Here is a 23,104-nt window from a genome sequence, read left to right on the forward strand (position 1 = left end):
CCCCCCGGCACGACTGGTGCACGACGGCATAACTCCTGCAATTCGTGAAGGAAGCTGCGAGGCACCCCGGATTTACGCGGCTGTTGTCGACGGTCCGCGCGACGAATTGCAGGAGTTACGCGGGGTGTCGGCATGACGCCCTGACCGGTCATCGGTCTCGAACAGTGCGTTCCACGAGGGAACTACTGGCCGAGTGCGAGAATACCAAGGTGTCGATCCCCGAATTCGCCGAAACCGGCAGCCCCCAGCCGGTGCCGGCACCCGCTGCCCACTCGCAAACCCTGTCGCGCGGCATCCGTGTGCTGGAGATTCTCGCCGAAACCGACAAACCCATGACGATTGTCGAACTCGCCGCCGCCCTCGACGTGCACCGCTCGATCGCCTATCGCATTTTGCGCACCCTGGAAGATCATGGTCTCGTTGTTCGCGACCCGGCCGGACTGGTACGGCTCGGCGCGCGACTGGCTGCCCTGGCGCGCGGGGTGTCCCGCGATCTGCAGGCCACTGCCCGGCCTGTGCTCACCCGCATCGCCAACGAGCTCGGAATGACCGCCTTCGTCGCGGTGCTCGACCAGGGCGAGATCTTCACGCTCGTGAGTATCGAGCCGCGGCAGGCCCACGCGACGGTCGCACAGCAGCCTGGCACGCGGCATCCGCTGCACATGGGTGCACCGGGAATCGCGATCCAGTCAGGCCTGAGCGCGGCGCAATGGGCCGCGCTCGGCCACCCGGAAACCCGCCGCAGCGAGGCCGGGGAGGTCGTTGCTCTCGGCTACGCCTCGAGCCACAACGAGGTCATTCCGGGCCTGTCGTCAATTGCCGTTCCGCTGCTCGTGCCCGGGGAATCACCCGCCTCCCTCGCCGTCGTGTACATCTCGAGCCTGCACTCCCCCACCGACATCGGTGCCGTGCTCACCGCGGCCGCCCGCACGATCGTCGCAGAACTCAGCTAGTCACCCCCGCGACCGGAAAAACAACAATACTGACCAAAAGGTAGGTAATCGTGAAAAATCCTGCCATACTGCCGCAGTGCCGATTTTCTCCGCACGATCCACACACTTTGCAGCACCACCCGCCCAGCACCGCAGTGAGATACGAGGGAGTATTCCATGGCTATTACGACCGAGCGCACGCCAACGGCCAGCGCCAAACGCAGTGAGGAACGGCGGGTTCTCGCCGGCACCATGGTGGGTACCACCATCGAGTGGTACGACTTCTTCATCTACGCCCAGGCCGCCGGACTCGTGCTTGCCGGCCTGTTCTTCGCCCCGCTCGCCGGCGAGAACGCTCCGCTGGCCCAGCTGATCGCCTGGGCCTCGCTCGGCATCAGCTTTCTGTTTCGCCCGCTCGGCGCTATCGTCGCCGGACACCTCGGGGACCGCCTGGGCCGCAAGGCGATGCTGGTCTTCACGCTCGTCATGATGGGCGCCGCCACAGCGCTCATCGGCCTGCTGCCCACCTTTGACCAGATCGGCGTCTGGGCACCGATCCTGTTGATCGTGCTGCGCATCCTGCAGGGTTTCTCGGCCGGCGGCGAATGGGGCGGCGCTGCGCTGATGAGCGTCGAGCACGCACCGATCAAAAAGCGCGGCTTCTTCGGCGCCTACCCGCAGATCGGCGTTCCGGTCGGCCTCATTCTCGCCACCGGCGTCATGATCGCCGTGACCACCTCAATGAGCCCGGAGGCCTTCCTCGCCTGGGGCTGGCGCATCCCGTTCCTGGTCTCCGTGCTGCTCATCGTCGTCGGCTGGGTCATCCGCCGCGCGGTCGCCGAGAGCCCCGTCTTCAAGGAGATGCAGACGCGCAAGAGGGAATCTGCGGCACCGCTCAAGCAACTGTTCAAGAATCACTCGCGCCAGGTCATCCTCACCGCGCTCATCTTCATCGCCAATAACGCGGCCGGCTACATGCTCATCGCGTTCTTCAACTCGTACGCGACCAAGCCGGTCGAGGCCGGCGGACTCGGCATGGAGCGCACCCCGGTACTCATCGCGAGCACCGTCGCCGCGTTCTTCTGGCTGGCATCGACGATGATGGGGGGCATCCTCTCCGACAAAATCGGTCGCGTGCGCACGTTCCAGCTCGGCTACGCCTTCCTGTTCCTCTGGGCCATCCCGATGTTCCTGCTGATCGACACCGGCGACATCGTCTGGTTCTCGACGGCCCTCATCGTGCTGGCGGCCGGGCTCGGCTTCTCCTACGGCCCGCAGGCCGCGCTCTACGCCGAGATGTTCCCGGCCCAGGTGCGCTACTCGGGCGTGTCCATCGGCTACGCCCTCGGCGCTATTCTCGGTGGCGCCTTCGCACCGCTCATCGCCCAGCTGCTGCTCGATGAGACCGGATCCACCACCTCAATCGGCATCTACCTCATGGGCCTCGCCGCGATTTCCTTCGTCGCGGTCACCCTCGTGAAGGAGACCCGCGGAATTCCGCTGGGCATCAGCACCCACGAGTAGGCAGTTCAGTTTCAGACCGTGCCGCCCGGGTTTCGACCCGGGCGGCACGGTTTTTCTCTGCCCATCTCAGGCAAAACGAACCCTCGACATCCGCTCGCGGATCGTATATTGTTTCATATATAACCACCTGCAACGACGCGATTGGACGCTTATGACTCCCGAACCCCTGCCCGAACTGGGCCGGCCCGGCAAAGTGATCGCCGTGCACATCAATTACCCGTCCCGGGCCGCCCAGCGTGGGCGCACCCCCGAGCAGCCGTCCTACTTTCTCAAGCCCTCGACCAGCGTCGCGGCCAGCGGCGACACCATCGTTCGTCCAAGCGGATGCGAACTGCTCGCCTTCGAAGGCGAAATCGCGCTGGTCATCGGTCGCCGGCTGCGCGGCGTCAGTGTCGAGGAGGGTTGGGCCGGCGTCGCCGGGGTCACTGCCGCGAACGACTTCGGCGTCTACGACCTGCGTTACGCCGACAAGGGCTCCAACCTCAAGTCCAAGGGCGGAGACGGCTTCACCCCGCTCGGCCCGCGAGTCCTTGCCGCCGAGACCGTCGACCCGGCCAACCTGCGCATCCGCACCTGGGTCAACTCCGAGCTCGTGCAGAGCGATACCACCGCTGACCTGCTCTTTGACTTCGGCCGCCTCGTCGCCGACCTCTCCCAGCTGATGACGCTCGAGCGCGGCGATGTCATTCTCACCGGAACCCCGGCCGGCGCCTCCGTCGTCAGGCCGGGCGACACTGTCGAGGTCGAGGTTGACGCCCCGACCATGCCCGGCGCGCCGAGCACCGGCCGCCTGATCACCCCGGTCGCCGAGGGCACCCAGAAGTTCGGCACGTTCGGCTCCGGCCCGAAGGTGGACGACCTGCAACGGGCCGAAGCCTGGGGCTCGGCCGAAGAGGCCGGCCTCGAACCGGCGTTCGTGCTCACCGATGAGCTGAAGGCCCGCATCAACAGCGTCGGCACCGCCACCCTGAGCGCCCAGCTGCGCAAACGCGGCCTGAACAACGTGTCGATCGACGGCCTGCACTCGACCCGCCCGAGCGCCCGGCTGGTTGGCCGGGCTCGCACCCTGCGCTTCATTCCCAATCGCGAAGACCTGTTCGATGCCCACGGCGGCGGCTACAACGCCCAGAAGCGCGCCTTCGACGGCCTCGGCGTCGACGACGTGCTCGTGATCGAAGCCCGCGGAGAAACCGGAACGGGGACGGTCGGCGACATTCTCGCCCTGCGCGCCCAGGTGCGGGGCGCCGCCGGAATCGTCACCGACGGCGGAGTGCGCGACCTCGCCGCAGTCAGCGCCCTCGATATGCCCACCTATCACCACGGCGGCCACCCGGCCGTGCTCGGCCGGCGCCACGTTCCGTGGGACTTAGGCCTCACGATCGCCTGTGGCGGGGCATCCGTCCAGCCCGGCGACGTGATCGTCGGCGACGCCGACGGGCTGCTCGTCATTCCGCCGCACCTGATCGAAACGCTGGTCACCGACAGCATCGAGCAGGAACGCGAAGAAACCTTCATCGCCGAGATGGTCGGCGCAGGCTTCAGCGTCGACGGCCTCTACCCGATGAACCCCGCCTGGAAAGAGAGGTACCGCGCATGGCTCGCCAGTCGATAGTGGATGCCGCCCCGCCGACCATCGGCAAGGCCCAGTTCGCCTACGACTGGCTGAAAACCCGCATCAACGATGGCACCTTCGGCCCCGGTTTTCGACTGGTCCTCGACCAGATCGCCCGGGATACGTCGATGAGTCCCGTTCCCGTGCGGGAAGCGATCCGCCGCCTCGAAGCCGAGGGTCTGGTGACTTTCGCCCGCAACGTCGGGGCGCAGGTGGCGATGCTCGACCCCACCGAGTACCAGCACACCATGCAGACCCTCGGCCTGGTCGAGGGCGCGGCGACCGCGCTGTCGGCGCCGACACTGAGCCCGGCAGCGATAGCGCGCGCCCGGCAGATCAACGCGCAGATGCGCGACACGCTGCGCCACTTCGACCCGACCAGATTCACGACGCTCAACCGTGACTTTCACTCCGAGCTGTACAGCACCTGCCCCAACCCGCACATTCTCGACCTCGTTCACCGCGGCTGGAACCGGTTGTCGGTGCTGCGCGAATCCACCTTCGGCTTCGTGCCGGGGCGCGCGGCCGAATCGGTCGCGGAGCACGACCATATTCTCGACCTGATTGAGCAGCACGCCTCCGCTCATGACGTCGAACACGCGGCCCGCGACCACCGGCTGGCCACCCTGAACGCGTTTCTTTCATCTCGCAATAAGGAAGGCATTTCATGAAGTTCCGCAGCAACCCGAGCCAGATTCGCGGATCCATCGCCGCGCTGATGACCCCGTTTACCGAAGGCGCCGCCGTCGACCATGCGGGCCTGACCAACCTGGTCAACTGGCAGATCGCCTCCGGCTCGCACGGCATCTCGATCGGCGGCTCAACCGGCGAGCCCAGCTCGCAGACCATCGCCGAACGCGCCGCCGCCATTCGCACCGTTGCGACCGCCATCAACGAACGCGTGCATTTTATGGCCGGAACCGGTTCCACCAAGCTCGACGAGACCCTCGAGCTGACCGCGGCCGGCCGCGACGCCGGCATCGACGCCGCGCTCATCATCACGCCGTACTACGCCCGCCCCACCCAGGAGGCGCTCTACGTCTGGTACAAAACCGTCTGTGAAGAGTTTCCGGACCTGCCGATCGTGGCCTATAACGTGCCGAGCCGTACCGCCGTCGACATCGCGCCCGAGACCGTGTACCGCCTCTACCGCGATTTCGACAACTTCGTCGGCGTGAAGGAAACCACGAAGGACTTCGAGCACTTCTCCCGCGTGCTGCACCTCTGCGGCCCGGACCTGCTGGTCTGGAGCGGCCTCGAGCTGCTCTGCCTGCCGCTCATGGCCCTCGGCGGCGCCGGCTTTGTCAGCGCCACGAGCAATATCGCGCCAGCCGCCGTCGCGCAGATGTTCGAGGCCTGGGAACAAGGCGATTTCGCCACCGCCCGCAAGATTCACTATGGCCTGCACCCGCTCGTCGACCTGCTATTCGTGGAGACCAACCCGGCACCGGGCAAGTGGGTCATGGCCCAGCGCGGCCTGATCGAGAGCGGCTTTGTGCGTCCGCCGCTGATCGAACCGACCCCCGGAGGCCTCGCCAAGATGCGTATTTTGATGGATGCCGGCTCCGAGTACCTGACATCGACCGCCGGCTTCACCCTGACCGGGGCCTCCCAATAATGACTCATTACGTGCCCGCGGACCTGCCCACCAGCATCCGTCATTTCATCGGTGGAGAATTTGTCGACAGTGTCGGTGGGGAAACCTTCGATGTGCTCGATCCGGTGTCGAACCAGACCTACGCCACCGCAGCCGCCGGCCAGCAGGCCGACATCGACCTGGCCGTCGCTGCCGCGAAAGAAGCATTCGACCACGGACCCTGGCCGCGCCTGCTGCCCCGCGCCCGGGCCCGGGTGCTGCACCGCATCGCCGATGCCGTCGAAGCGCAGGACGCCCGGCTCGCCGAGCTCGAAACCTTCGACACCGGACTGCCGATCACGCAGGCGCTCGGCCAGGCGCAGCGCGCGGCCGAGAATTTTCGCTTCTTCGCCGACCTGATCGTGGCGCAGGCGGACGACACCTACAAGGTGCCCGGCAAGCAAATCAACTACGTCAATCGCAAGCCGGTCGGGGTGGCCGGGCTGATCACCCCGTGGAACACCCCGTTCATGCTCGAGAGCTGGAAGCTCGCGCCCGCGCTGGCCTCGGGCTGCACCGTCGTGTTGAAGCCGGCCGAATTCACGCCGTTGTCGGCGAGCCTGTGGGCGGAGATCTTCCGTACCGCGGGGGTGCCCGACGGCGTGTTCAACCTGGTCAACGGTATCGGTGAGGAGGCCGGCGATGCGCTGGTCAAGCATCCGGATGTGCCGCTCATCTCGTTCACCGGCGAGACCACGACCGGCCAGACCATTTACCGCAACTGCGCCGCGAACCTCAAGGGCATGTCGATGGAGCTCGGCGGCAAGTCGCCCGCCGTGGTCTTCGCCGACGCCGACCTCGACGCCGCGATCGACTCGACCCTGTTCGGCGTATTCTCGCTCAACGGCGAGCGCTGCACGGCATCGAGCCGCATCCTGGTCGAGCGGTCGATCTACGATGACTTCTGCGCCCGTTACGCCGCCCGCGCCGCGAGCATCGTGGTCGGCGACCCACACGACCCGGCGACCGAGGTCGGCGCGCTCGTGCACCCCGAACACTACGCGAAGGTCATGAGCTACGTCGAAATCGGCAAGTCCGAGGGGCGTCTGCTTGCCGGCGGCGGTCGCCCATCCGGCCTGCCGGAGGGCAACTACGTCTCCCCCACCGTCTTCGCCGACGTCGCCCCGACCGCCCGCATCTTTCAGGAGGAGATCTTCGGCCCGGTCGTGGCCATCACCCCCTTCGAAACGGATGCCGAAGCGCTCGCGTTGGCCAACGGGGTCAAGTACGGGCTGGCCGCCTACATCTGGACCACCGACCTGACCCGCGCCCACAACTTCGCCCAGTCCGTCGATGCCGGCATGGTCTGGCTGAACTCGCACAACGTGCGAGACCTGCGCACCCCGTTTGGCGGGGTCAAGGCGTCCGGCCTCGGCCACGAGGGCGGCTACCGGTCGATCGACTTCTACACCGACTCCCAGGCCGTGCACATCACCCTCGTCCCCGTGCACACCCCCCGCTTCGGAGCCCACTAGCTCGCCCCTTTGGGGACGGGGCCAGGGCCCCGTCCCCGGTCCCAGCCGCACCGCCCAGCAACTCTTGCGGCCTCGAGAACCAGCCGTACGCATCCGTTTGACTCAATGAGGAGAACCCCATGACCATCCCCACCCCCACCGCCACCCCGCCCGACATCCTGCGCTGCGCCTACATGGACATCGTCGTGACCGACCTGGCGAAGTCGCGCGAGTTCTACGTCGACATTCTCGGCCTCGTCGTCACCGAGGAGAGCGACACCGAGATCTACCTGCGCAGCTTCGAAGAATTCATTCACCACAACCTCGTGCTGCGTCAGGGGCCGATCGCTGCCGTCGCCGCGATGGCTTTTCGGGTGCGCAGCCCCGAAGACGTCGACCTGGCCGAGGCCTACTATCAGGAGCTCGGCTGCCGCACCGAGCGTCGCACCGGGGGCTTCGTGAAGGGCATCGGCGACAGCGTGCGCGTCGAAGATCCGCTGGGCTTTCCGTACGAGTTCTTCTATGCGACCACGCACGTCGAGCGCCTCGCCTGGCGCTACGACCTGCAGGGCCCAGGCGCGCTCGTGCGCCTCGACCACTTCAACCAGGTCACCCCCGATGTCGGCCGTGGTCGCAAATACCTCGAAGACCTGGGCTTTCGCGTTACCGAAGACATTCAGGACTCCGACGGCGTCACCTACGCGGCCTGGATGCGGCGCAAAGGCACCGTGCACGACACCGCCCTCACCGGCGGCAATGGGCCGCGCATGCACCACATCGCCTTCTCGACCCACGAGAAGCACAACATTATCTACATCTGCGACAAGCTCGGCGCGCTGCGCAAGAGCGACCTGATCGAGCGGGGACCTGGCCGCCACGGCGTCTCGAACGCGTTCTACCTCTACCTGCGCGACCCCGACGGGCACCGCGTCGAGATCTACACACAGGACTACTACACCGGCGACCCCGACAACCCCGTCGTCACCTGGGACGTGCACGACAACCAGCGCCGCGACTGGTGGGGCAACCCCGTCGTACCCAGCTGGTACACCGACGCCTCACTCGTGCTCGACCTCGACGGCAACCCGCAGCCGGTGATCGAGCGCACCGAGTCCAGCGAAATGGCCGTGACCGTCGGCGCCGACGGATTCTCCTACACCCGCAAGGACGACGCCCTGGCTGGTTTCAAGCTCGGCACGACCCTCTGATTCCGACCGGGCCCGGGCCCGGAAAGCGGGCCCATGATTGATCATGGGCCCGCTTCCTTAAGGTGGGCCCGGGCCGCCCAAGTACCCCGAGGTCCGCACGGTGGCGAATTCAGGATGGAGGTCGTGGCCGGGACGATACCGCCGCGTGTTTTCGCGGGGTGGGCGCACGCATCCGTTCTCGTTACCTGAATTCGCCACCGACCCGTGAGGAAACCGACACCAGAATGGGCCCCGCCGACAACGAGGGCCCAGTCTGACTGGTGCTCTAGAACGGGTACGGTGCAATCTCAGCGCGCACCGTTAGCCACTGGGTCTCGGTGAACGCTTCGATGTTGGCCTGGGCACCGCCGAAGCGAGAACCCGTGCCCGAAGACCCCACACCGCCGAACAGGGCATTGGCCTCGTCGGCAACGGTCTGCTCATTGCAGTGCACGATGCCGCTCGGGATGGCTTCGGCGAGTTGCATGGCCAGACCGACGTCGCCGAGAATGCCGAGCGCGAGCCCGTATTCCGTGCTGGAGGTCAGGGCAATAGCCTCCTCGATCGTCGAGAACGTCACGACCGGTGCAACCGACCGGCCTCCTGAAAAATGCGCACCAGGGCGACATCGCCGCACACTGCGGTGCAGGGGTCGGGTATGAGCAGCACGGCGTTGCCGAGCGCGATGGCCGGCGCGACCAACCGGATCGACAGGATCGACAGGATCAAAGGAAAGCTGAAGGCTGCAATGACGTTGACGACACCGGCCGCGTGCCGCCGCACGAAACTCGAGTGCTTTTCGTTGGTGGCCAGCACGTCGCCCATCGGGTGGCTCGGCAAGCCCGCTGCCTCGAAACATTCCGCGGCGGCAATGTGGGTTTCGCGCTGGGCCTTGGCCAGAAGTGCCCCGGATTCTCGAATGATCCAGCCCTGAATCTCTTCGGCGTGTTTCTCCTACAGGTCGCCGGCTCGGCGCAACACGGCCGCACGTTCTTCGGGCGGGCGGGCCGCCCAGTCTTTCTGCGCGATGGCTGCCGCCGCGGATGCCCGCAGCACGTCCTCGACGGACGCCACCCCCACCGACCCCAGCACGTGTCGCAGCCCGGGCCGACCTCGTGCTACCGACCGTACTGCCCCGGTCTGACCTCGAGATTCGCGCGGATGCTCGCACGCAGCGCTGACGACGCAGGTCGCGGCTCAGGCCAGAAACTCCTGCGCGGCCTGCTTGAACGCACGCGCACTCAGCGCGTTCAGGTGGGTGCGACCGGGCAGCTCGAGGTACTGCGCGCCGCGTTTGGCAGCGAGAGCCGCCACCCCGGCGGGAATCGAGTCGGCACCACCGGCTACAAACAGCTGCGGGATGCCCGCGGGCACGTCGAGCGTGCAGCCCGCGACCCCCTGCACGCACGCCAACAAGGCCTCGCGGTCGGCACCCGCCGCGATCGCCGGGCCGAGCACGGCGGCAATTGTGGGGTTGGAGGGCAGATCACCGGACACCACGAACCGCTGAACCTCGCCCCGGTCCCAGGTCTCGAACAGTTCGAGCGGACCGGCCCCGCCGAGCACGAGCCGTCGCACCCGTTCGGGCGCCAGTTGGGCCAGGGCTGCTACCACCCGCGACCCCATAGAGTAGCCAAGCACGTCGACCCGCTCCAGTTCGAGGGCGTCCAGCACGGCCACGAGGTCGGCGGCCAGCTGACGCGGGGCATAGTCGGCCGCCCGATGCGGCTTGTCACTCTGGCCGTGGCCACGCAGGTCGGGCGTGATCGCGCCGCGCCCAACCTCGGCGAATGCCCGCACCCAGCCAGATCCGGCCCAGGTCACCGCGGCGGTCGACGCGAAACCATGCACGAACAGCACCGGTCGCTCCCCCGGCGTCGCCTCGAAGGCGATGCGTACCCCGTCGAGACGCCGAGCGAACCGGGTCATTCGACGGCGTCGCTCGCGGCGAACACCGCGCCGGCGTGCGCCATCTCGGCGAGGGCGGTCTCGGTCGATTGCGCGGCGACTCCGGCGACCAGATCGGTCAGTACCCGCACGTGCTGGCCGTGCTCGAGCGCGTCGAGGGTGGAAGCGCGCACGCAGTAATCGGTGGCGAGACCGACCACGTCGATCTCGGTCACCCCGTGCTCGGTCAGCAGCGACCCCACGGTCTGTCCGGCCTCGGTGGTGCCCTCGAAGATGGAGTACGCGGGCTTGCCCTGGCCCTTACGAATGTGAAAGGTCACGGCATCCGTTGTGAGAGCCTGGTGATATTCGGCGCCCGCGGTGCCGGCCACGCAGTGCACCGGCCAGGTCGTGACGTAATCGGGTGCGGCATCACGGGCGAAGTGGCCACCGTTGTCATTGCCGATATCGTGCCAGTCGCGCGACGCAAAGACGTATTCATAGGCGAGCGGATGCTGAGCGAGCAGCGCGCTCACGCCCGCCGCGACGGCCGCCCCGCCGTCAACGCCCAGGGCACCGCCCTCGGTGAAATCATTCTGAACGTCGATGATGAACAGGGCGCGGGTCACGGTGGCTCCTTTTGGACAGTCAGTTGTTACATGGTCAGTTGTTCGACAGATTATCGCCACAGTGGAAGAAACCGGTGGTCAGCGTGTCGATGGCGATTTTCGCGTTCGAACTGACGTTGCCGATCGCGTAGATGGCGAAGGTGAGCGGGGTACCGTCGGCGGCGTGGATGATGCCGGAGAGCGTGTAACCGGTATCGATCCAGCCGGTTTTGGCAAAGATGGCGCCGTCGGCGGCGGAATTCGCACCGGCGAAACGGTCAGCGTAGGAGAGCGATCCGCGCGGCCCACCGGCGATCGGCAGGCCATCGAACAGCACGCCGAGGTTGCCCTCGCGGGCGTTGACCTTGACGAACAGGGCGGTCAGGTAGGCCGGCGACACGGCGTTGTGTGGGCTGAGGCCCGAGCCGTCCTTGATGATCATGCCGGTGGTGTCGATGCCGTAGGCGGCGAGTCCGCCGACGATGCCCTGCTGCAGGGCTGAGAAGGAGTTGCCGGCACCGTTTTCGATCGCCACGAGGCGGGCGAGCATCTCGGCCAGGGTGTTGTCGCTCACGATCAGGGACTGCTGAATCAGGGTCGACACCGGCGCGGACTGCACGGCGCCCAGTTGGGCTGCACCGGCCGGGGCGGTGGCCTGGCTGATTTCGAGGTCACCGCCGAGAGCGTCAGCGAAGGCCTGGCCGGCGCGAGCGATCGGGTCTTCGCTGCGGGCGGACGTGCTGCGGGTCGGGTCGTTCCGGTCGCCGTCGACCATCAGCGCCGTAATTTCGGGCATGTAGCCGAGGCCGAGTTCGGTTCGGGCCCAGCCTTCGTCCCAGTCCGGGCCGGAGAAATAGGAGGAATCGAGCACGAGTGAAGTTATCGGCGGGTTGGCTGGGTCGGCAGCCCAGGAAACCATGGTCTGGGTGGCAAGGTCGTCGAGGTGCGCGGCGCCGGTGTAGAACGGTTCCTGGCCGGTCGGCAGCCGCGACAGGGTGAGGTCTCCCCCGCCAACGAGCACGACCTGGCCGGGTTCGGCGCCCCGGACGACGCGGGTCGTGGCCCGGTAGTCGCTGCCGAGAACGTTGAGGGCCGCGGCCGAGGTGAGCACCTTCATGACGCTCGCCGTGCGCGAGGAGGTCGTGCCGCCCCGATCGAACAGCACCTCGCCGGTGTTGGCGTTGACCACCTGCGCCTGAAAATCGGCGAGTCTCGTGTCGGCGGCGAGCCCGGCGACCGAGCAGGTGCGCAGTCGGCTGGCCGCAGTCGCCTCGGCGGGCACCGGCCGCGCCGGGTCAACGGTCGGCGTGGGACTCGGCGTCGCCGTGGGTGTTCCTACAACGGATGCCACCACCGGCTCATTCGCGCCGGTCTGCGTTCCCGCGAACACGGCGCCACTGCCGAGCAGCACGAAGACGAGGGTGCCGGCGGCGATCAGCCAGGCGCGGCGGCGATCGGCGCTGACAGCAGCGATCCCGCCACGCGGGGCGTCAACCGCGGGGGACGCGGGTGTCTGCACTGGTTCTTCCACCTCCGTATGGTAACCGACCCGCCTCCAGGCCAGCTACTCGCCCGGGTAGCGCAGCCCGATCTGGGCCCGAACCTCGTCAAGGATCGTCATCACGGCGACCGATTCTTCGGCCGGCATGATGTCGCTCGAGATTTTGCCGGCCCGAATCAGCTCCTCAACCTCGACCGCTTCGAACTGCATACCGCGGCCGGTGAACTCGGCCGGGGCGAAGGCCTCGAGCACGGTGCCCCCGTTGTCGAGCACTCGAAAACTGGTCGGCGCGTACCAGACGCCATCGATGTCGATGCGCCCGTGCGTGCCGATGATCGACGCCGTGGTCGGGCCGAGGGTGTCGCTGGACGAAAATGTCGTGGCAATCTGGCCACCGGGGTAGCGAAAAATCGTCGCGACCTGGGCATCCGCTCCGGTGGCCTTGAATGAGGCGCTCGCCAAAATCGTGTCGGGCGACCCGAATACGGCGTGCGCGAAGTTCACCGGATACACCCCGAGGTCGAGCAGCGCGCCACCGCCGAGCTCGAGCGAGTTCAGGCGGTGCGCCGGGTCATCGGGCAGGTCCTGGGTGTGGTCGGCGATCAGGCTGCGCACCTCGCCGAGCGTACCGGCGGCGAGGATCTCGCGGATGCGCACCAGGTGCGGCAGGAACCTGGTCCACAGGGCCTCCATCACGAGCAGATTCTTGCTCGCGGCGAGGTTGACGATCTGCCGGGCCTCGCCGGCGTTGAGCGCGATCGGCTTCTCGATCAACACGTGCTTGCCGGCGTTCAACGCGAGGGCTGCGTGCTCGGCGTGAAACGGATGCGGCGTCGACACGTAGATGACGTCGACTGCGGGGTCATTGACGAGTTCGGCATAGCTGGCATGCGCGGTAGGGATGCCGAATTCGACAGCAAACGCATCTGCCGAGGCCTGACTGCGCGACCCGACGGCCTGCACCTTGTGGCCGTTCTGCACCAGATCGCTCGTGAACGCGTGGGCGATGCCACCGGTGGCCAGGATTCCCCAGCGAATCGATTCCGTCATGCCTGCAGTTTATCCAGGGCCACCGACACGCGCCGACACGCGCCGACTCGCGCCGACTCGGCGACATATAGGTCAAACTAGACCAATGATCACCCTGCAGCAGGATGCCGATGGTTTCATCCGCATGAACCGGCACTTTCCCGACAACTCGCTCATCAGCATCAGCTTTACCGAGGGGGCTGCGGAGGAATTCACCGGCGCACAGCTCAATGCCATCTTCGACGATGCCCTGGCCGAGTTTCGCGGGCAGAACCGTCTCGAGGGGGCCAAGGGCTTCTCGCGCGCGCCCGCGAAAACCGTGCATCCAACCAAGAACATCACCTTCGTGAAGGTGCACCCCGGAATGGCCAGCTAAAAGACGGTCGCCAACGCGGTGAGCGCCGCAAGCCGATCGACCCCGATCGGTTCGTCGGCCAGCAGCGGCACGATCGCGACCCGGTCGGCGCGGGCGACCACGATATCGATCTGAGTGGCCTCGCTGGCGGCGCGCGCCTGCAAAAAGGGCGTCTCGGGGTGCGCTGCCGCGATGGAATTGTTGACCACCCAGCCCCAGGGCTGAATTCCGGCGCGCTGCAGATCCTGCTGCAGGCCCTCCGCTTCGAGCACCGGCGTGGTCTCGGCGAGCGTCACCAGCAACACCTTGGTCAGGGCCGGATCCTGCAGCCGCATCAATGGCGTCACGAACGCCATTCCGTCCCCCATCTGGCGCGCGATTTCGCGATGGTACGACCCGGTGGCATCCAGCAGCAACAGGGTGTGGCCGGTCGGCGCGGTGTCGACGACGACGAATTCGTGCCGTGATTCGTGCACGGCCTGGGAGAACTGCCGAAACACCGCGACCTCGTCAGTGCACGGGGAGAGCAGGTCCTCGGCCAGGGCTGCCCGGCCATCGGCGTCGAGATTCTTACCCTTGGTCGCCATCACGTGCTCGCGATACTCGCGAATCGCCTCGTCGGGGTCGATGCGGGAGACGCGCAGCCCCGGCAGGCTCCCGTGCAGGGTCTCGACCAGATGAGCTGCCGGGTCGGTCGTGGTCAGGTGAACGGCGTGACCGCGCTCGGCCAGAGCCACGGCCAGAGCCGCAGCGATTGTGGTCTTGCCCACGCCGCCCTTGCCCATGCAGAGGATCAGACCGTGCCCGGTCTGCTCCAGCTCGTCGACGAATTGGCCGAGTGGGGCGTCCGGAACGCCGACCACAGCGTGCGATTGCCCGGGGCCGTCGCTGTCGGTGCGAAACAGGGTGCGCAGCGCGTCGATGCCCATCATGTTGCCGGCCTTGAGCTCCAGAATGTCCCGCGGCAGTGCAGCGATGGCCGCCGGAACACCCCCCAGCGCCGCCGATTCGCGATTGCGCACCGCTACGGCGATCGGCTCGGTTCCCGCGCTCGCTGGCAGCACTCCATTAATGACAACGTAGCCGCCGCGAATTCCGATCTGCGCCAACTCACCGTGCGTGCGCTCGATCTCCGTCAAAGCGGATGCCTGCGCTCGCGCCACGAGCACCAGCCGCGTTCGCTCGGGGTCGGCCAGCGCGGCGACGGCCGCGGCGTACACCGCCTTGTGCTTGTCGAGCCCGGACAGCGGTCCGAGGCAGGACGGATCGCCCTTGCCGGCGTCGAGAAACTCAGTCCAGGAACCGGGAAGCTGCAGAAGCCTAACGGTGTGCCCGGTCGGCGCGGTATCGAACACGATGTGGTCGTACGTCGTGAGCAGACCGTCATCGGTGAGCAGGTTCGTGAACTCGTCGAACGAGGCGACCTCGGTCGTGCACGATCCGGACAGGCCCTCGGCGATGCTCGCGAGCTCGCGCTCCGGCAGGAGCCCCCGAACCGGGGCGATAATGCGTTCGCGATAGGCATCCGCTGCCTGCTCCGGGTCGATTTCGAGTGCGCTCAGGCCGGCAATGGCGCCAATCGGAGTGACCGTATTGCCGATCGTGAGCCCGAACACCTGCCCGATATTGGAGGCCGGATCGGTGCTCACCAGCAGCACCCGGCGACCCCGTTCGGCCAGTTCGATGGCCGAAGCGCAGGCAACGGATGTCTTCCCCACGCCGCCCTTACCGGTGAAAAAAAGAAACCAAGGCGGGTCTGCCAGGAACTTCATCTGTTAGCAGCAGCCGGTGGCGCCGCCGCAGCATCCGCCTGCCGATTTCTCGGTCAGGCCGAGCTGGGGCCGGTCGGTCGGCGCTGCGGCAGCGAGGCCGGCGAAGGCGAGTAGCTGGGATTTCGATGGGTAGGCGCCGGTCGCCACGGTGACGCCGTCGACGACGGTGAGCGGCAGGCCGGTAGAGCCGACGACGTGCATGAAGGCGCGCACGGTCTCATCCGTGGTGAAGGCGAGGGGATCGGTGGCCAGGTTATGGCGCTGAATGTCGGCGCCAAGTTCCTGCAGGCTGCGCACGGTGGCGGTCACCTCGACCAGGGACTGATCGACGTCGACACCGCAGACTCCGGTGTCGCAGCACAAGGCCGGTTCGTAGATTCGGATGGCAGTCATGTCGATCTCCCTAGTAACGTCTGCAGCTATATCGATAAGTATCAATGTAGCAGTAGGCTGGTGCCGCGAACTACAGGAAAGGATCAACTTATGAACAAGACATCTGAGATCACGGAGCGCGTGCGCGAGCGCTACGCCGCCGCCGCCCTCCAACTGACCGACGTCTCGAGCACGTCGTGCTGTGCCCCCACCGATCTGACTAACGGCGACGTGTTCGGATCCACCCTGTATACCGCCGAAGAAGGTTCGGAGATTCCCGAGGAAGCCTTTCTGGCCAGTCTCGGCTGCGGCAATCCAACCGCGGTCGCCGACCTCCGCCCGGGGGAAATCGTGCTCGATCTCGGCTCCGGTGGCGGCATCGACGTGCTGCTCTCCGCGCGCCGCGTCGGGCCGACCGGGTTCGCCTACGGACTCGACATGACCGATGAAATGCTCGCACTCGCCCGCGCCAACGCCGCCAAAGCCGAGGCCACCAATGTGGAGTTCATCAAGGGCCAGATCGAGGCCATCCCCCTGGCCGATGACACCATCGACGTCATCATCTCCAACTGCGTCATCAATCTCTCGGCCGACAAGAACGCGGTCATCGCCGAGATGTTCCGAGTGCTCAAGCCCGGCGGGCGCCTCGGAATCTCCGACGTCGTCGCCGAAAACCAGCTGAGCGCAGAGGACCGCTTCCGCCGAGGCAGCTACACCGGCTGCATTGCCGGAGCCCTGTCGCACCAGGAGTACCTCGACGCCCTGCACCAGGCCGGTTTCGCCGACCCGAGCGTTCTCTACACCCACGAGGTCGCCCCCGAAATGCACGGGGCCATCGTGAAGGCGGTCAAACCCGCCCGGTAGCCCCTACTGGGCCCGCAGCAGCTCCAGAAACTCGTCGGCCATTCCCAGCTGATCCTGCAGTTTTTGCCGACGCTCGACCGCCTGGGCGATGAAGGTCTCGAGCTCGGCGCGCACCTCCGGATCATCAGATCCGGTCAGCCCACCCTGCAGCGTGTCGATGACCTTCAGCAGGGCCATCATCTCGTCGAGCGTGAAGCCGAGCGGTTTCATGCGGCGAATGAGCATCAGCCGGGTGAAGTCATCGGGCGAGTAGAGCCGAAAACCACCATCGGTGCGAGCGGATGCCTTCAGTAGGCCGACCTCGTCGTAGTGGCGGATCGTGCGCAGCGACAGCCCGGTCTTCTCGGCGAGTTCGCCGATGTGCATCGTGACCGCGGATCCAATCGCGCCTGACGTCACCGGATGCCTTCTTTCCCTGAAGTTTACAATCAACCCTTACGTTAGGGTAGTGTTGCAGAAGTCGGCTGACATTCATCTGTGAGCCCACTCTCCCACCATTGTTGTCGATGGCCTTGTCCTCGATGACCGGTGGAGGTGCGCACCGCGGCGCCCACCCAACTCTTCTGCATCCACTTCGGCCGCACCCCGGCCCAGCTTCTGGAGGCCTCATGGCCATTGTTCAAAAATCCGCTTCAGCCAATCGATACCAAGCTGAGCCCTCGGTACTCACCGCGCTCCGCACGCCCCGCCTGCTCACCCGCGAGGTACTCGCCGGCCTGGTCGTGGCCATGGCCCTCATCCCCGAAGCGATCGCCTTCTCGATCATCGCCGGCGTCGACCCGCGCGTCGGCCTGTTCTCCTCCTTCGTCATGGCTGTGACCATCTCCTTCGTCGGTGGGCGCCCGGCCATGATCACCGCAGCGACCGGCGCCGTCGCCCTCGTCATCGCCCCGGTCGCCCGCGACTATGGCATGGAGTATTTCATCGCCACGGTTATCCTTGCCGGGATCTTCCAAATCGTGCTGAGTCTGATCGGCGTCGCCAAACTCATGCGGTTCATCCCGCGAAGCGTCATGGTCGGTTTCGTCAACGCCCTCGCCATCCTCATCTTCAGCGCCCAGCTCCCCCAGCTTCTTGGCGTGCCTTTCATGGTCTACCCGCTCGTCGCCGCCGGCCTGATCATCATGATCGTCATGCCGCGCATCACCAAGGTGATTCCGGCACCGCTCGTGGCCATCGTCGTACTCACCGTCGCGACCGTGGTGACCGCCATCGCGGTCCCCACCATCGGCGATCAGGGCGAACTGCCCAAGAGCCTGCCCGAGCTGTTCATTCCCAACATTCCGCTCAACTGGGACACGTTCACGATCATCGCCCCCTACGCCCTCGGCATGGCCCTGGTCGGAATTCTCGAGTCACTGATGACGGCGAAGTTCGTCGACGAGATCACCGACACGCACTCCAACAAGACGCGTGAAACCTGGGGTCAGGGCGTCGCCAACGTCATGAGCGGCCTGTTCGGCGGCATGGGCGGCTGCGCCATGATTGGCCAGACCATGATCAACGTGAAGGCCTCCGGCGCTCGCACCCGCATCTCCACCTTCCTCGCCGGCGTCTTCCTGCTCGTTCTCGTGCTCGGCCTCGGCGATGTGCTCGCCGTTGTGCCCATGGCTGCCCTGGTCGCGGTGATGATCATCGTGTCCTATCTCACATTCGACTGGCACAGCATCCGCTTGTCTACTCTTAAGCGGATGCCGAAGAGCGAGACCACCGTCATGGTCGCCACGGTCGTCGTCATCGTTCTCACCCACAACCTCGCGATCGGCGTCGTCGTCGGTGTCATCGTCGCAATGGTCGCGTTCGCGCGTCGCGTCGCCCACCTCGCCAGGGTGGAGCGCACCGTCGAGCTCGACCAGCCCGTGCCGACCGCCTACTACACGGTGACCGGGGCGCTGTTCTTTGCCTCGAGCAACGACCTGATGACCCAGTTCGAGTACGCCGACGACCCCGACCGCATCGTCATCGACCTGTCGGCCTCACACATCTGGGACGCCTCCACCGTCGCCACCCTCGACGCCATCTCCTACAAGTATGAGCGGCAGGACAAGTACGTCGTGATTGAGGGGCTCAACGAGGCCAGCCACGAGCTGCACAGCCGCCTGGCCGGGAACCTCGGCGGCGGCCACTAAATTGCGCTGTGCAAGCCTGACCTAGAGCGTCTTCACCATCTCTAGTTCCTTCTTGCTGGGGTCGAGGTTGTACTCGACCGTGTGGCCCGTGGCCACAAACCCCCGCCGTTCATAGGCCGTGCGTGCGCGAATATTGTCTTCGTGCACGTGAAGGGTCAGCTGGGTGCTCTCCATGCGCGCCCAGCTCTCCACGCTCATCAGCAGCGCATCGGTCAGCCCCACCGTGCTGCCGCGAAAATCCGGTGACACGTACACTCCCACGAGGATCGGACCGGTGTCTGGATCCGGCACGAAGCCGGCCATGGTCCCGATCCAGCGTCCAGACTCGGCGATCGCGGCGATCGCGATGCCGTTTCCACTGGCACCGCGCGCTCCGCGCATACGCCACTCGGCCTCGTCATGGCCCAGCGCGGTATCGAGCGTCTCGGTACAGGCCGTCGGGGTATCCCGAATCATCTCAAGACGCAGTTCACGGATCTCACGCCAGTCATCATCGACGGTCGATCGTATAAGGAATTCAAGTTCGGTCACGTCGTGAGCCTAGCGACATGAACGGGCGTGGATTGCCCCCGTCCGGCGGCAGATCGCGAAGGAACGATCCCAGCCGGATAGCGAATAAGTACGGTTTCCGATTGGGGGAACGGACAAAAAAGGATCGGAACCCGTGGGCCCCGATCCCTATGTTTTATGGAGCCGCCTGTCAGAATCGAACTGACGACCTTCTCATTACGAGTGACCGATGGGTGCCCGGAAACACGCCTCACAGCGTCAAAATCGTTGATTTTACGGGCTTTTTAGACTTCACGTGATCACCGAAAACAGCATCATTTCAGTTCAAATGTCGGCAAAATGTGGGCAAGAAAATGATCCATTCACTCGAAAAATTGTGACGTATCAGGACGCCTCTGAGAGTTCATTTATCAGGACCCAACACCACATAAGGGTCAGAGAGCTGTTGAGTCATACGGGTCAGTGATGTCCTGACAGATTCCCTTGCGACCATACGCTGGCAGAATCCGCGACAATGGGGGCGTTGTCGTTGTCGACAACGATCCCCCTGCCGCAGGTGTCGGCAGCTCGCCACCCAGAGCGAGGGCGAGACGATTTCACCGCTCAGGACACTCCTCAATATGACCTCGAAATCTGAACCAGCGGACCTGCTCATTTCGATGCCGTCCCCAGCCGATGTCAGTAGCTGCGCCGTTACGGATCTGGCGCATCTCACCCGGGCTCAGGGCGGTGATCGCGAGGCGTTTGTCGTGCTGTACAACTGCCACGTCCGGGCGGTGTATTGGTTCGCGCTCAAAATGGTTCGGTCTATCGCGGACGCGGAAGACATCACCCAGGACACTTTTGTCATCGCCTGGAGTAAACGGCATGCGATCAGGCCCGTGGACCAGTCCGTTTTGCCGTGGCTTCTCGTGGCCGCCCGCAACCTCGGAAACAATCGCATCCGCAGCCGCGCTCGCGACGACCATCACCGCACAGACAGTGATCTCTCGAATTTTCCCGACCCCCAGCACCGTTCGGTCCACGACGAAGTGCAGAGCCGGATGTTGTTGGACGCGATCGACCACGCCGTCGGCCAACTCTCCGAGACGGACCAAACCCTCTACTACCTCTGCATTGACGAAGGCCTGAGCTATGAGCAGGCGGCACGCGCGCTGGGCACGTCCCATGGCGCCGTTCGAAACAGGCTCGCTCGAGTCCGCATCGCTCTCCGAGGCAAACTCTCCGCACAGAAAGAAGCGCTGTCATGAACACGACAATCGGTCCATCGGAAGCTCAAATCAAGCGGATGCGGGACGACATCGTCAGCAGAATGAGTGAATCGGTGCCGACTCTCGAACACGCAACAGCCCCGCGCCAATTCATCGGGGCACCAGCACCTGACCAACTCGTGCGTGCACCTCGAGAACTTCCACACAACGTGCGGCAGCTGCCTAAACGATCCGCCCGAACGCGTCGCGTCTCCGCCCTATCGCTCGCCGCGGCAGCCCTGGTCGCCATAGCCATTCTGGGAAATGCCTTCGGATGGGGACCAAACGGGGGTGCATCCGCCGAAGCCTCCAACTTGCTTGAGCAAACGGCCGTCGCAACGATTCAGGCCTCGGACCCGGTGGTCGCGCCCGGGCAGTTCCTCCAGATCAGCACTCAGGCGGTCTTCGTTACCTACGCCGTCGGGCCCAACGATGATCCCAAGAATCTGGCCAGCCGATCAGTCTTCTTGAGCCCCTCCGCGAGCACTCTGTACATACCGGCGGATAGATCCGGCCAGTGGGTCTGGGAGCGCACCGCCCTCAAGCCCGACACCTTCTTCAGCGTGAAGGCCAGGGAGTACGCCCTTAACAGCTGGGCGCAGCTCAGCCCCGCCGAGCGCACAGAGATCGCCCGAGCCGCGGGCGGCAATTTCGCTGGATCACCCTGGACCGCTGAGGACCTTGCAGCTATGCCCAGCGACCCCGCCGCTTTGCTGTCCTACTTTTATATGACCTCCGCAGGCGGGTCGAACTCACCCGAGGAAGACGCACTGTCCCGAATCTCCGATGTCCTTCGATCCGGGCTGGCACCGGCCGAATTGCGCGCAGCGCTCTACCGGGCCATCGCAATGATTCCCGACGTCACAATCGTCGAACGCTCCGCCACGCTCAACGGACAGGTTGGCGTAGCCATCGGCCGGCAGGACCCGACGCGTGACTTCAGACAGGACCTCATCATCAACCCCGCCACCGGACTATTGATTGGCGAACGCCAAGTGCAGGTCACAGCCGACGCCAACGTGCCGGCGAACACCGTCGTCGGCTGGACCTCGGTCACGACCATCGTCGTCGATTCCACGCCGTAGCCGTTCTAAACGACGCCTTTCAGCTACTAGAGAAGCATGGAACATGCACTACGGCCCGTCGATGACAGGCCGTAGTGCATTTCTCAAGTTGGATGGTGCCCAACCCGTTGGGGTCGGAGGACTGAGAACCACCGGTCGTAGCTCCATGACCTCAGGGCTTGGATGGCGATTGCCATTGTGGGCACCCGCCTCGACACGACTGGAGACTGCCTTGGGTTCTTCGACCGACCCTCGCCCGGTCATTCGGCGAGTCGCTGCGTCCAATAACCGGGGCGACGAGACTCGTGAGCATAGGCAAGCACGAATATCCCACCCCCTCGGACGACGTAGACCAGGTTGTACGAAAACTTGCAGAGATGCCATGAGCGCACAATGGGCTCGCGCTGCCGACCCCGGAATGGCGACGCCGCATCCGGCCATTGAAGGATCAATTCAGCAGCGGCCTCTGCTGCATCTGCGAACTCGTCGCCGAGTTTGCCGTGATCGATGGCCGAGTAGCGTTCGTGAGCATCCAGAAACTCGTCACGAGCGTCCGGATGCTCGCGCCAATCGAGAGTCACCGGCGCCGTGAGGCCGATCGTGCCCGCGCGATGGCGATGGTCTCCCGGCCGCTGACCGACTCGACCTTGCCGCTGATGAGTTCGTCAAGTCGGCGGTCGATCACCTCGCCCCAAGCGTCGTCAATCGCAGCCTGGTCTGCCTCATCGACCTGCTGAAGAGCGAGCGCGGCAATCTCGCGCTCGTCAGCATCGAGGGCCTTACCCGCCGCGATGTAAGCCGAAAGCTTCGGTGTCATCTGGCCAGTGTACGACGGCACGCTGACATCAGCCAGTGTCCGAATTTACCGCCCGTGTCGACGCTGGGCCGCAGCCCGACGCGTCTCGTTAGGAAGAGTGGCGGACTCGTCAGGCAATCACTGGAGTCACTGGACGTTCCAGAGCCGACTCCGCCGCCCAAGTCTCCGACCACGGGATTCACCGAGCACGAGACGTCCGTAAGGGGATGCGGCCGTCAAGTTATTGAGACAATCTGATTGATTTTCCTTCTACGCTGCAGCCGTTTGGCGGGCGTCGCGGTGAGCGGCCAACGCTACCGCGGGTTGGAGCCCTCCGTTGTGTGAATGAGGACGCCGCCGGTTGTACCAAGATTCGATATATTCCATCACGGCGGTCCTCGCGGCGAGGTGGTTCTCGAACTCGTGCTGGTAATACATTTCGGTCTTCATGTGCGAGAAGAAACTTTCCGCCACCGCGTTGTCCCAACACAGACCGACGGCTCCCATCGACTGCGTGACCTGGTTCGCGGCGCACCACTTTTGGAACAGGCCCGACGTATATTGCGTGCCACGGTCGGAGTTAAGCCGAATTCGTCTTAACTCCGATGCGGGATCACAGTAT

Annotated in this window: 23 protein-coding genes and 2 pseudogenes; 12 read left to right on the forward strand and 13 right to left on the reverse strand. The window is 65.3% G+C overall.

All coding sequences use genetic code 11. The annotated features are described in order from the left end of the window. Window positions 1–209 precede the first annotated feature (209 nt). The 7 genes from E3T31_RS08190 to hpaD all read left to right on the forward strand — a co-directional run bounded on the left by E3T31_RS08190 (window position 210) and on the right by hpaD (window position 8,366). Window positions 210–953, forward strand: a complete 744-nt coding sequence (locus tag E3T31_RS08190; RefSeq protein ID WP_370304393.1) for an IclR family transcriptional regulator — start codon at window positions 210–212, stop codon at window positions 951–953. Window positions 954–1,109: 156 nt separating this feature from the next. After that, on the forward strand, window positions 1,110–2,456 hold the full coding sequence (locus E3T31_RS08195; protein WP_134468308.1) for an MFS transporter: 1,347 nt from the start codon (window positions 1,110–1,112) through the stop codon (window positions 2,454–2,456). Between the two features lie 151 nt (window positions 2,457–2,607). Further along, window positions 2,608–4,068, forward strand: a complete 1,461-nt coding sequence (locus E3T31_RS08200; RefSeq protein ID WP_174844863.1) for a fumarylacetoacetate hydrolase family protein — start codon at window positions 2,608–2,610, stop codon at window positions 4,066–4,068. Beyond that, window positions 4,050–4,739 (forward strand): GntR family transcriptional regulator, encoded by a 690-nt coding sequence (locus tag E3T31_RS08205; protein ID WP_134468309.1) that lies wholly within the window; start codon window positions 4,050–4,052, stop codon window positions 4,737–4,739. The genes E3T31_RS08200 and E3T31_RS08205 overlap by 19 nt, the downstream gene beginning before the upstream one ends. Then, window positions 4,736–5,686 carry a 4-hydroxy-tetrahydrodipicolinate synthase gene (gene dapA / locus E3T31_RS08210; protein WP_134468310.1) on the forward strand — a complete coding sequence of 317 codons (951 nt, stop codon included), beginning with the start codon at window positions 4,736–4,738 and terminating at the stop codon, window positions 5,684–5,686. The genes E3T31_RS08205 and dapA overlap by 4 nt, the downstream gene beginning before the upstream one ends. After that, the gene (gene hpaE, locus E3T31_RS08215; protein WP_134468311.1) at window positions 5,686–7,179 is read left to right on the forward strand and encodes a 5-carboxymethyl-2-hydroxymuconate semialdehyde dehydrogenase; all 1,494 of its coding nucleotides are present in this window, start codon (window positions 5,686–5,688) and stop codon (window positions 7,177–7,179) included. The genes dapA and hpaE overlap by 1 nt, the downstream gene beginning before the upstream one ends. A gap of 119 nt (window positions 7,180–7,298) precedes the next feature. Next, on the forward strand, window positions 7,299–8,366 hold the full coding sequence (hpaD, locus tag E3T31_RS08220) for a 3,4-dihydroxyphenylacetate 2,3-dioxygenase (RefSeq protein ID WP_134468312.1): 1,068 nt from the start codon (window positions 7,299–7,301) through the stop codon (window positions 8,364–8,366). 265 nt (window positions 8,367–8,631) lie between these two features. Here the strand turns inward: hpaD and E3T31_RS18305 are convergent, their stop codons facing one another. The 6 genes and pseudogenes from E3T31_RS18305 to E3T31_RS08245 form a co-directional block, all read right to left on the reverse strand. Beyond that, window positions 8,632–8,925, reverse strand: coding sequence for an aldehyde dehydrogenase family protein (locus tag E3T31_RS18305; RefSeq protein ID WP_241977764.1), 294 nt, complete (start codon window positions 8,923–8,925; stop codon window positions 8,632–8,634). Next, window positions 8,922–9,437: pseudogene (locus E3T31_RS18310) on the reverse strand (aldehyde dehydrogenase family protein). Before E3T31_RS18310 ends, E3T31_RS18305 begins: the two are co-directional and overlap by 4 nt. A 105-nt stretch (window positions 9,438–9,542) precedes the next feature. Continuing rightward, complete coding sequence (locus E3T31_RS08230; protein ID WP_134468313.1) at window positions 9,543–10,274, reverse strand: alpha/beta fold hydrolase; 732 nt, start codon at window positions 10,272–10,274, stop codon at window positions 9,543–9,545. Beyond that, complete coding sequence (locus E3T31_RS08235; protein WP_134468314.1) at window positions 10,271–10,861, reverse strand: isochorismatase family protein; 591 nt, start codon at window positions 10,859–10,861, stop codon at window positions 10,271–10,273. The genes E3T31_RS08230 and E3T31_RS08235 overlap by 4 nt, the downstream gene beginning before the upstream one ends. Before the next feature lie 34 nt (window positions 10,862–10,895). Further along, entirely contained in the window at window positions 10,896–12,359 is a 1,464-nt protein-coding gene (locus E3T31_RS08240) for a D-alanyl-D-alanine carboxypeptidase/D-alanyl-D-alanine-endopeptidase (protein WP_241977765.1), read from the reverse strand. Window positions 12,360–12,404: 45 nt separating this feature from the next. Beyond that, window positions 12,405–13,391, reverse strand: a complete 987-nt coding sequence (locus E3T31_RS08245; protein ID WP_134468316.1) for a Gfo/Idh/MocA family protein — start codon at window positions 13,389–13,391, stop codon at window positions 12,405–12,407. Window positions 13,392–13,476: 85 nt separating this feature from the next. Between E3T31_RS08245 and E3T31_RS08250 the strand changes: the two genes are divergently transcribed. Beyond that, complete coding sequence (locus E3T31_RS08250) at window positions 13,477–13,746, forward strand: hypothetical protein (RefSeq protein WP_134468317.1); 270 nt, start codon at window positions 13,477–13,479, stop codon at window positions 13,744–13,746. Here E3T31_RS08250 and arsA read toward each other — a convergent pair. Together arsA and arsD are read right to left on the reverse strand one after the other, a co-directional pair. Beyond that, a complete protein-coding gene (arsA, locus tag E3T31_RS08255; protein WP_134468318.1) occupies window positions 13,743–15,497 on the reverse strand; it encodes an arsenical pump-driving ATPase in 1,755 nt (584 codons plus the stop codon). The genes E3T31_RS08250 and arsA overlap by 4 nt on opposite strands. 3 nt (window positions 15,498–15,500) lie before the next feature. Further along, complete coding sequence (gene arsD, locus E3T31_RS08260) at window positions 15,501–15,890, reverse strand: arsenite efflux transporter metallochaperone ArsD (protein WP_134468319.1); 390 nt, start codon at window positions 15,888–15,890, stop codon at window positions 15,501–15,503. Between the two features lie 90 nt (window positions 15,891–15,980). On the opposite strand from arsD, the gene arsM reads away from it, so the two are divergent. Further along, window positions 15,981–16,733 (forward strand): arsenite methyltransferase, encoded by a 753-nt coding sequence (gene arsM / locus E3T31_RS08265; protein WP_134468320.1) that lies wholly within the window; start codon window positions 15,981–15,983, stop codon window positions 16,731–16,733. Window positions 16,734–16,736: 3 nt separating this feature from the next. Here the strand turns inward: arsM and E3T31_RS08270 are convergent, their stop codons facing one another. Then, window positions 16,737–17,099, reverse strand: coding sequence for a MerR family transcriptional regulator (locus E3T31_RS08270; RefSeq protein WP_134468480.1), 363 nt, complete (start codon window positions 17,097–17,099; stop codon window positions 16,737–16,739). 242 nt (window positions 17,100–17,341) lie between these two features. Between E3T31_RS08270 and E3T31_RS08275 the strand changes: the two genes are divergently transcribed. Beyond that, window positions 17,342–18,862, forward strand: a complete 1,521-nt coding sequence (locus tag E3T31_RS08275) for a SulP family inorganic anion transporter (RefSeq protein WP_134468321.1) — start codon at window positions 17,342–17,344, stop codon at window positions 18,860–18,862. 21 nt (window positions 18,863–18,883) lie between these two features. Here E3T31_RS08275 and E3T31_RS08280 read toward each other — a convergent pair whose 3' ends face one another. Then, the gene (locus E3T31_RS08280; protein ID WP_241977766.1) at window positions 18,884–19,393 is read right to left on the reverse strand and encodes an N-acetyltransferase; all 510 of its coding nucleotides are present in this window, start codon (window positions 19,391–19,393) and stop codon (window positions 18,884–18,886) included. Between the two features lie 599 nt (window positions 19,394–19,992). Between E3T31_RS08280 and E3T31_RS08285 the strand changes: the two genes are divergently transcribed. After that, window positions 19,993–20,622 (forward strand): RNA polymerase sigma factor, encoded by a 630-nt coding sequence (locus tag E3T31_RS08285; RefSeq protein WP_198416997.1) that lies wholly within the window; start codon window positions 19,993–19,995, stop codon window positions 20,620–20,622. After that, window positions 20,619–21,707, forward strand: a complete 1,089-nt coding sequence (locus E3T31_RS08290; RefSeq protein WP_134468322.1) for a CU044_5270 family protein — start codon at window positions 20,619–20,621, stop codon at window positions 21,705–21,707. The genes E3T31_RS08285 and E3T31_RS08290 overlap by 4 nt, the downstream gene beginning before the upstream one ends. Before the next feature lie 239 nt (window positions 21,708–21,946). Here E3T31_RS08290 and E3T31_RS08295 read toward each other — a convergent pair whose 3' ends face one another. The 3 genes and pseudogenes from E3T31_RS08295 to E3T31_RS08305 all read right to left on the reverse strand — a co-directional run. Next, window positions 21,947–22,267, reverse strand: coding sequence for a type II toxin-antitoxin system RelE/ParE family toxin (locus tag E3T31_RS08295; protein ID WP_134468323.1), 321 nt, complete (start codon window positions 22,265–22,267; stop codon window positions 21,947–21,949). Further along, window positions 22,264–22,503 (reverse strand): addiction module protein, encoded by a 240-nt coding sequence (locus E3T31_RS08300; protein ID WP_134468324.1) that lies wholly within the window; start codon window positions 22,501–22,503, stop codon window positions 22,264–22,266. Before E3T31_RS08300 ends, E3T31_RS08295 begins: the two co-directional genes overlap by 4 nt. A 249-nt stretch (window positions 22,504–22,752) precedes the next feature. Further along, window positions 22,753–23,064, reverse strand: a pseudogene (locus E3T31_RS08305) (integrase core domain-containing protein); the annotation flags it as partial. Window positions 23,065–23,104 lie beyond the last annotated feature (40 nt).

It is taken from the genome of Cryobacterium sp. TMS1-13-1 (assembly GCF_004403125.1).
GTDB lineage: Bacteria > Actinomycetota > Actinomycetes > Actinomycetales > Microbacteriaceae > Cryobacterium > Cryobacterium levicorallinum.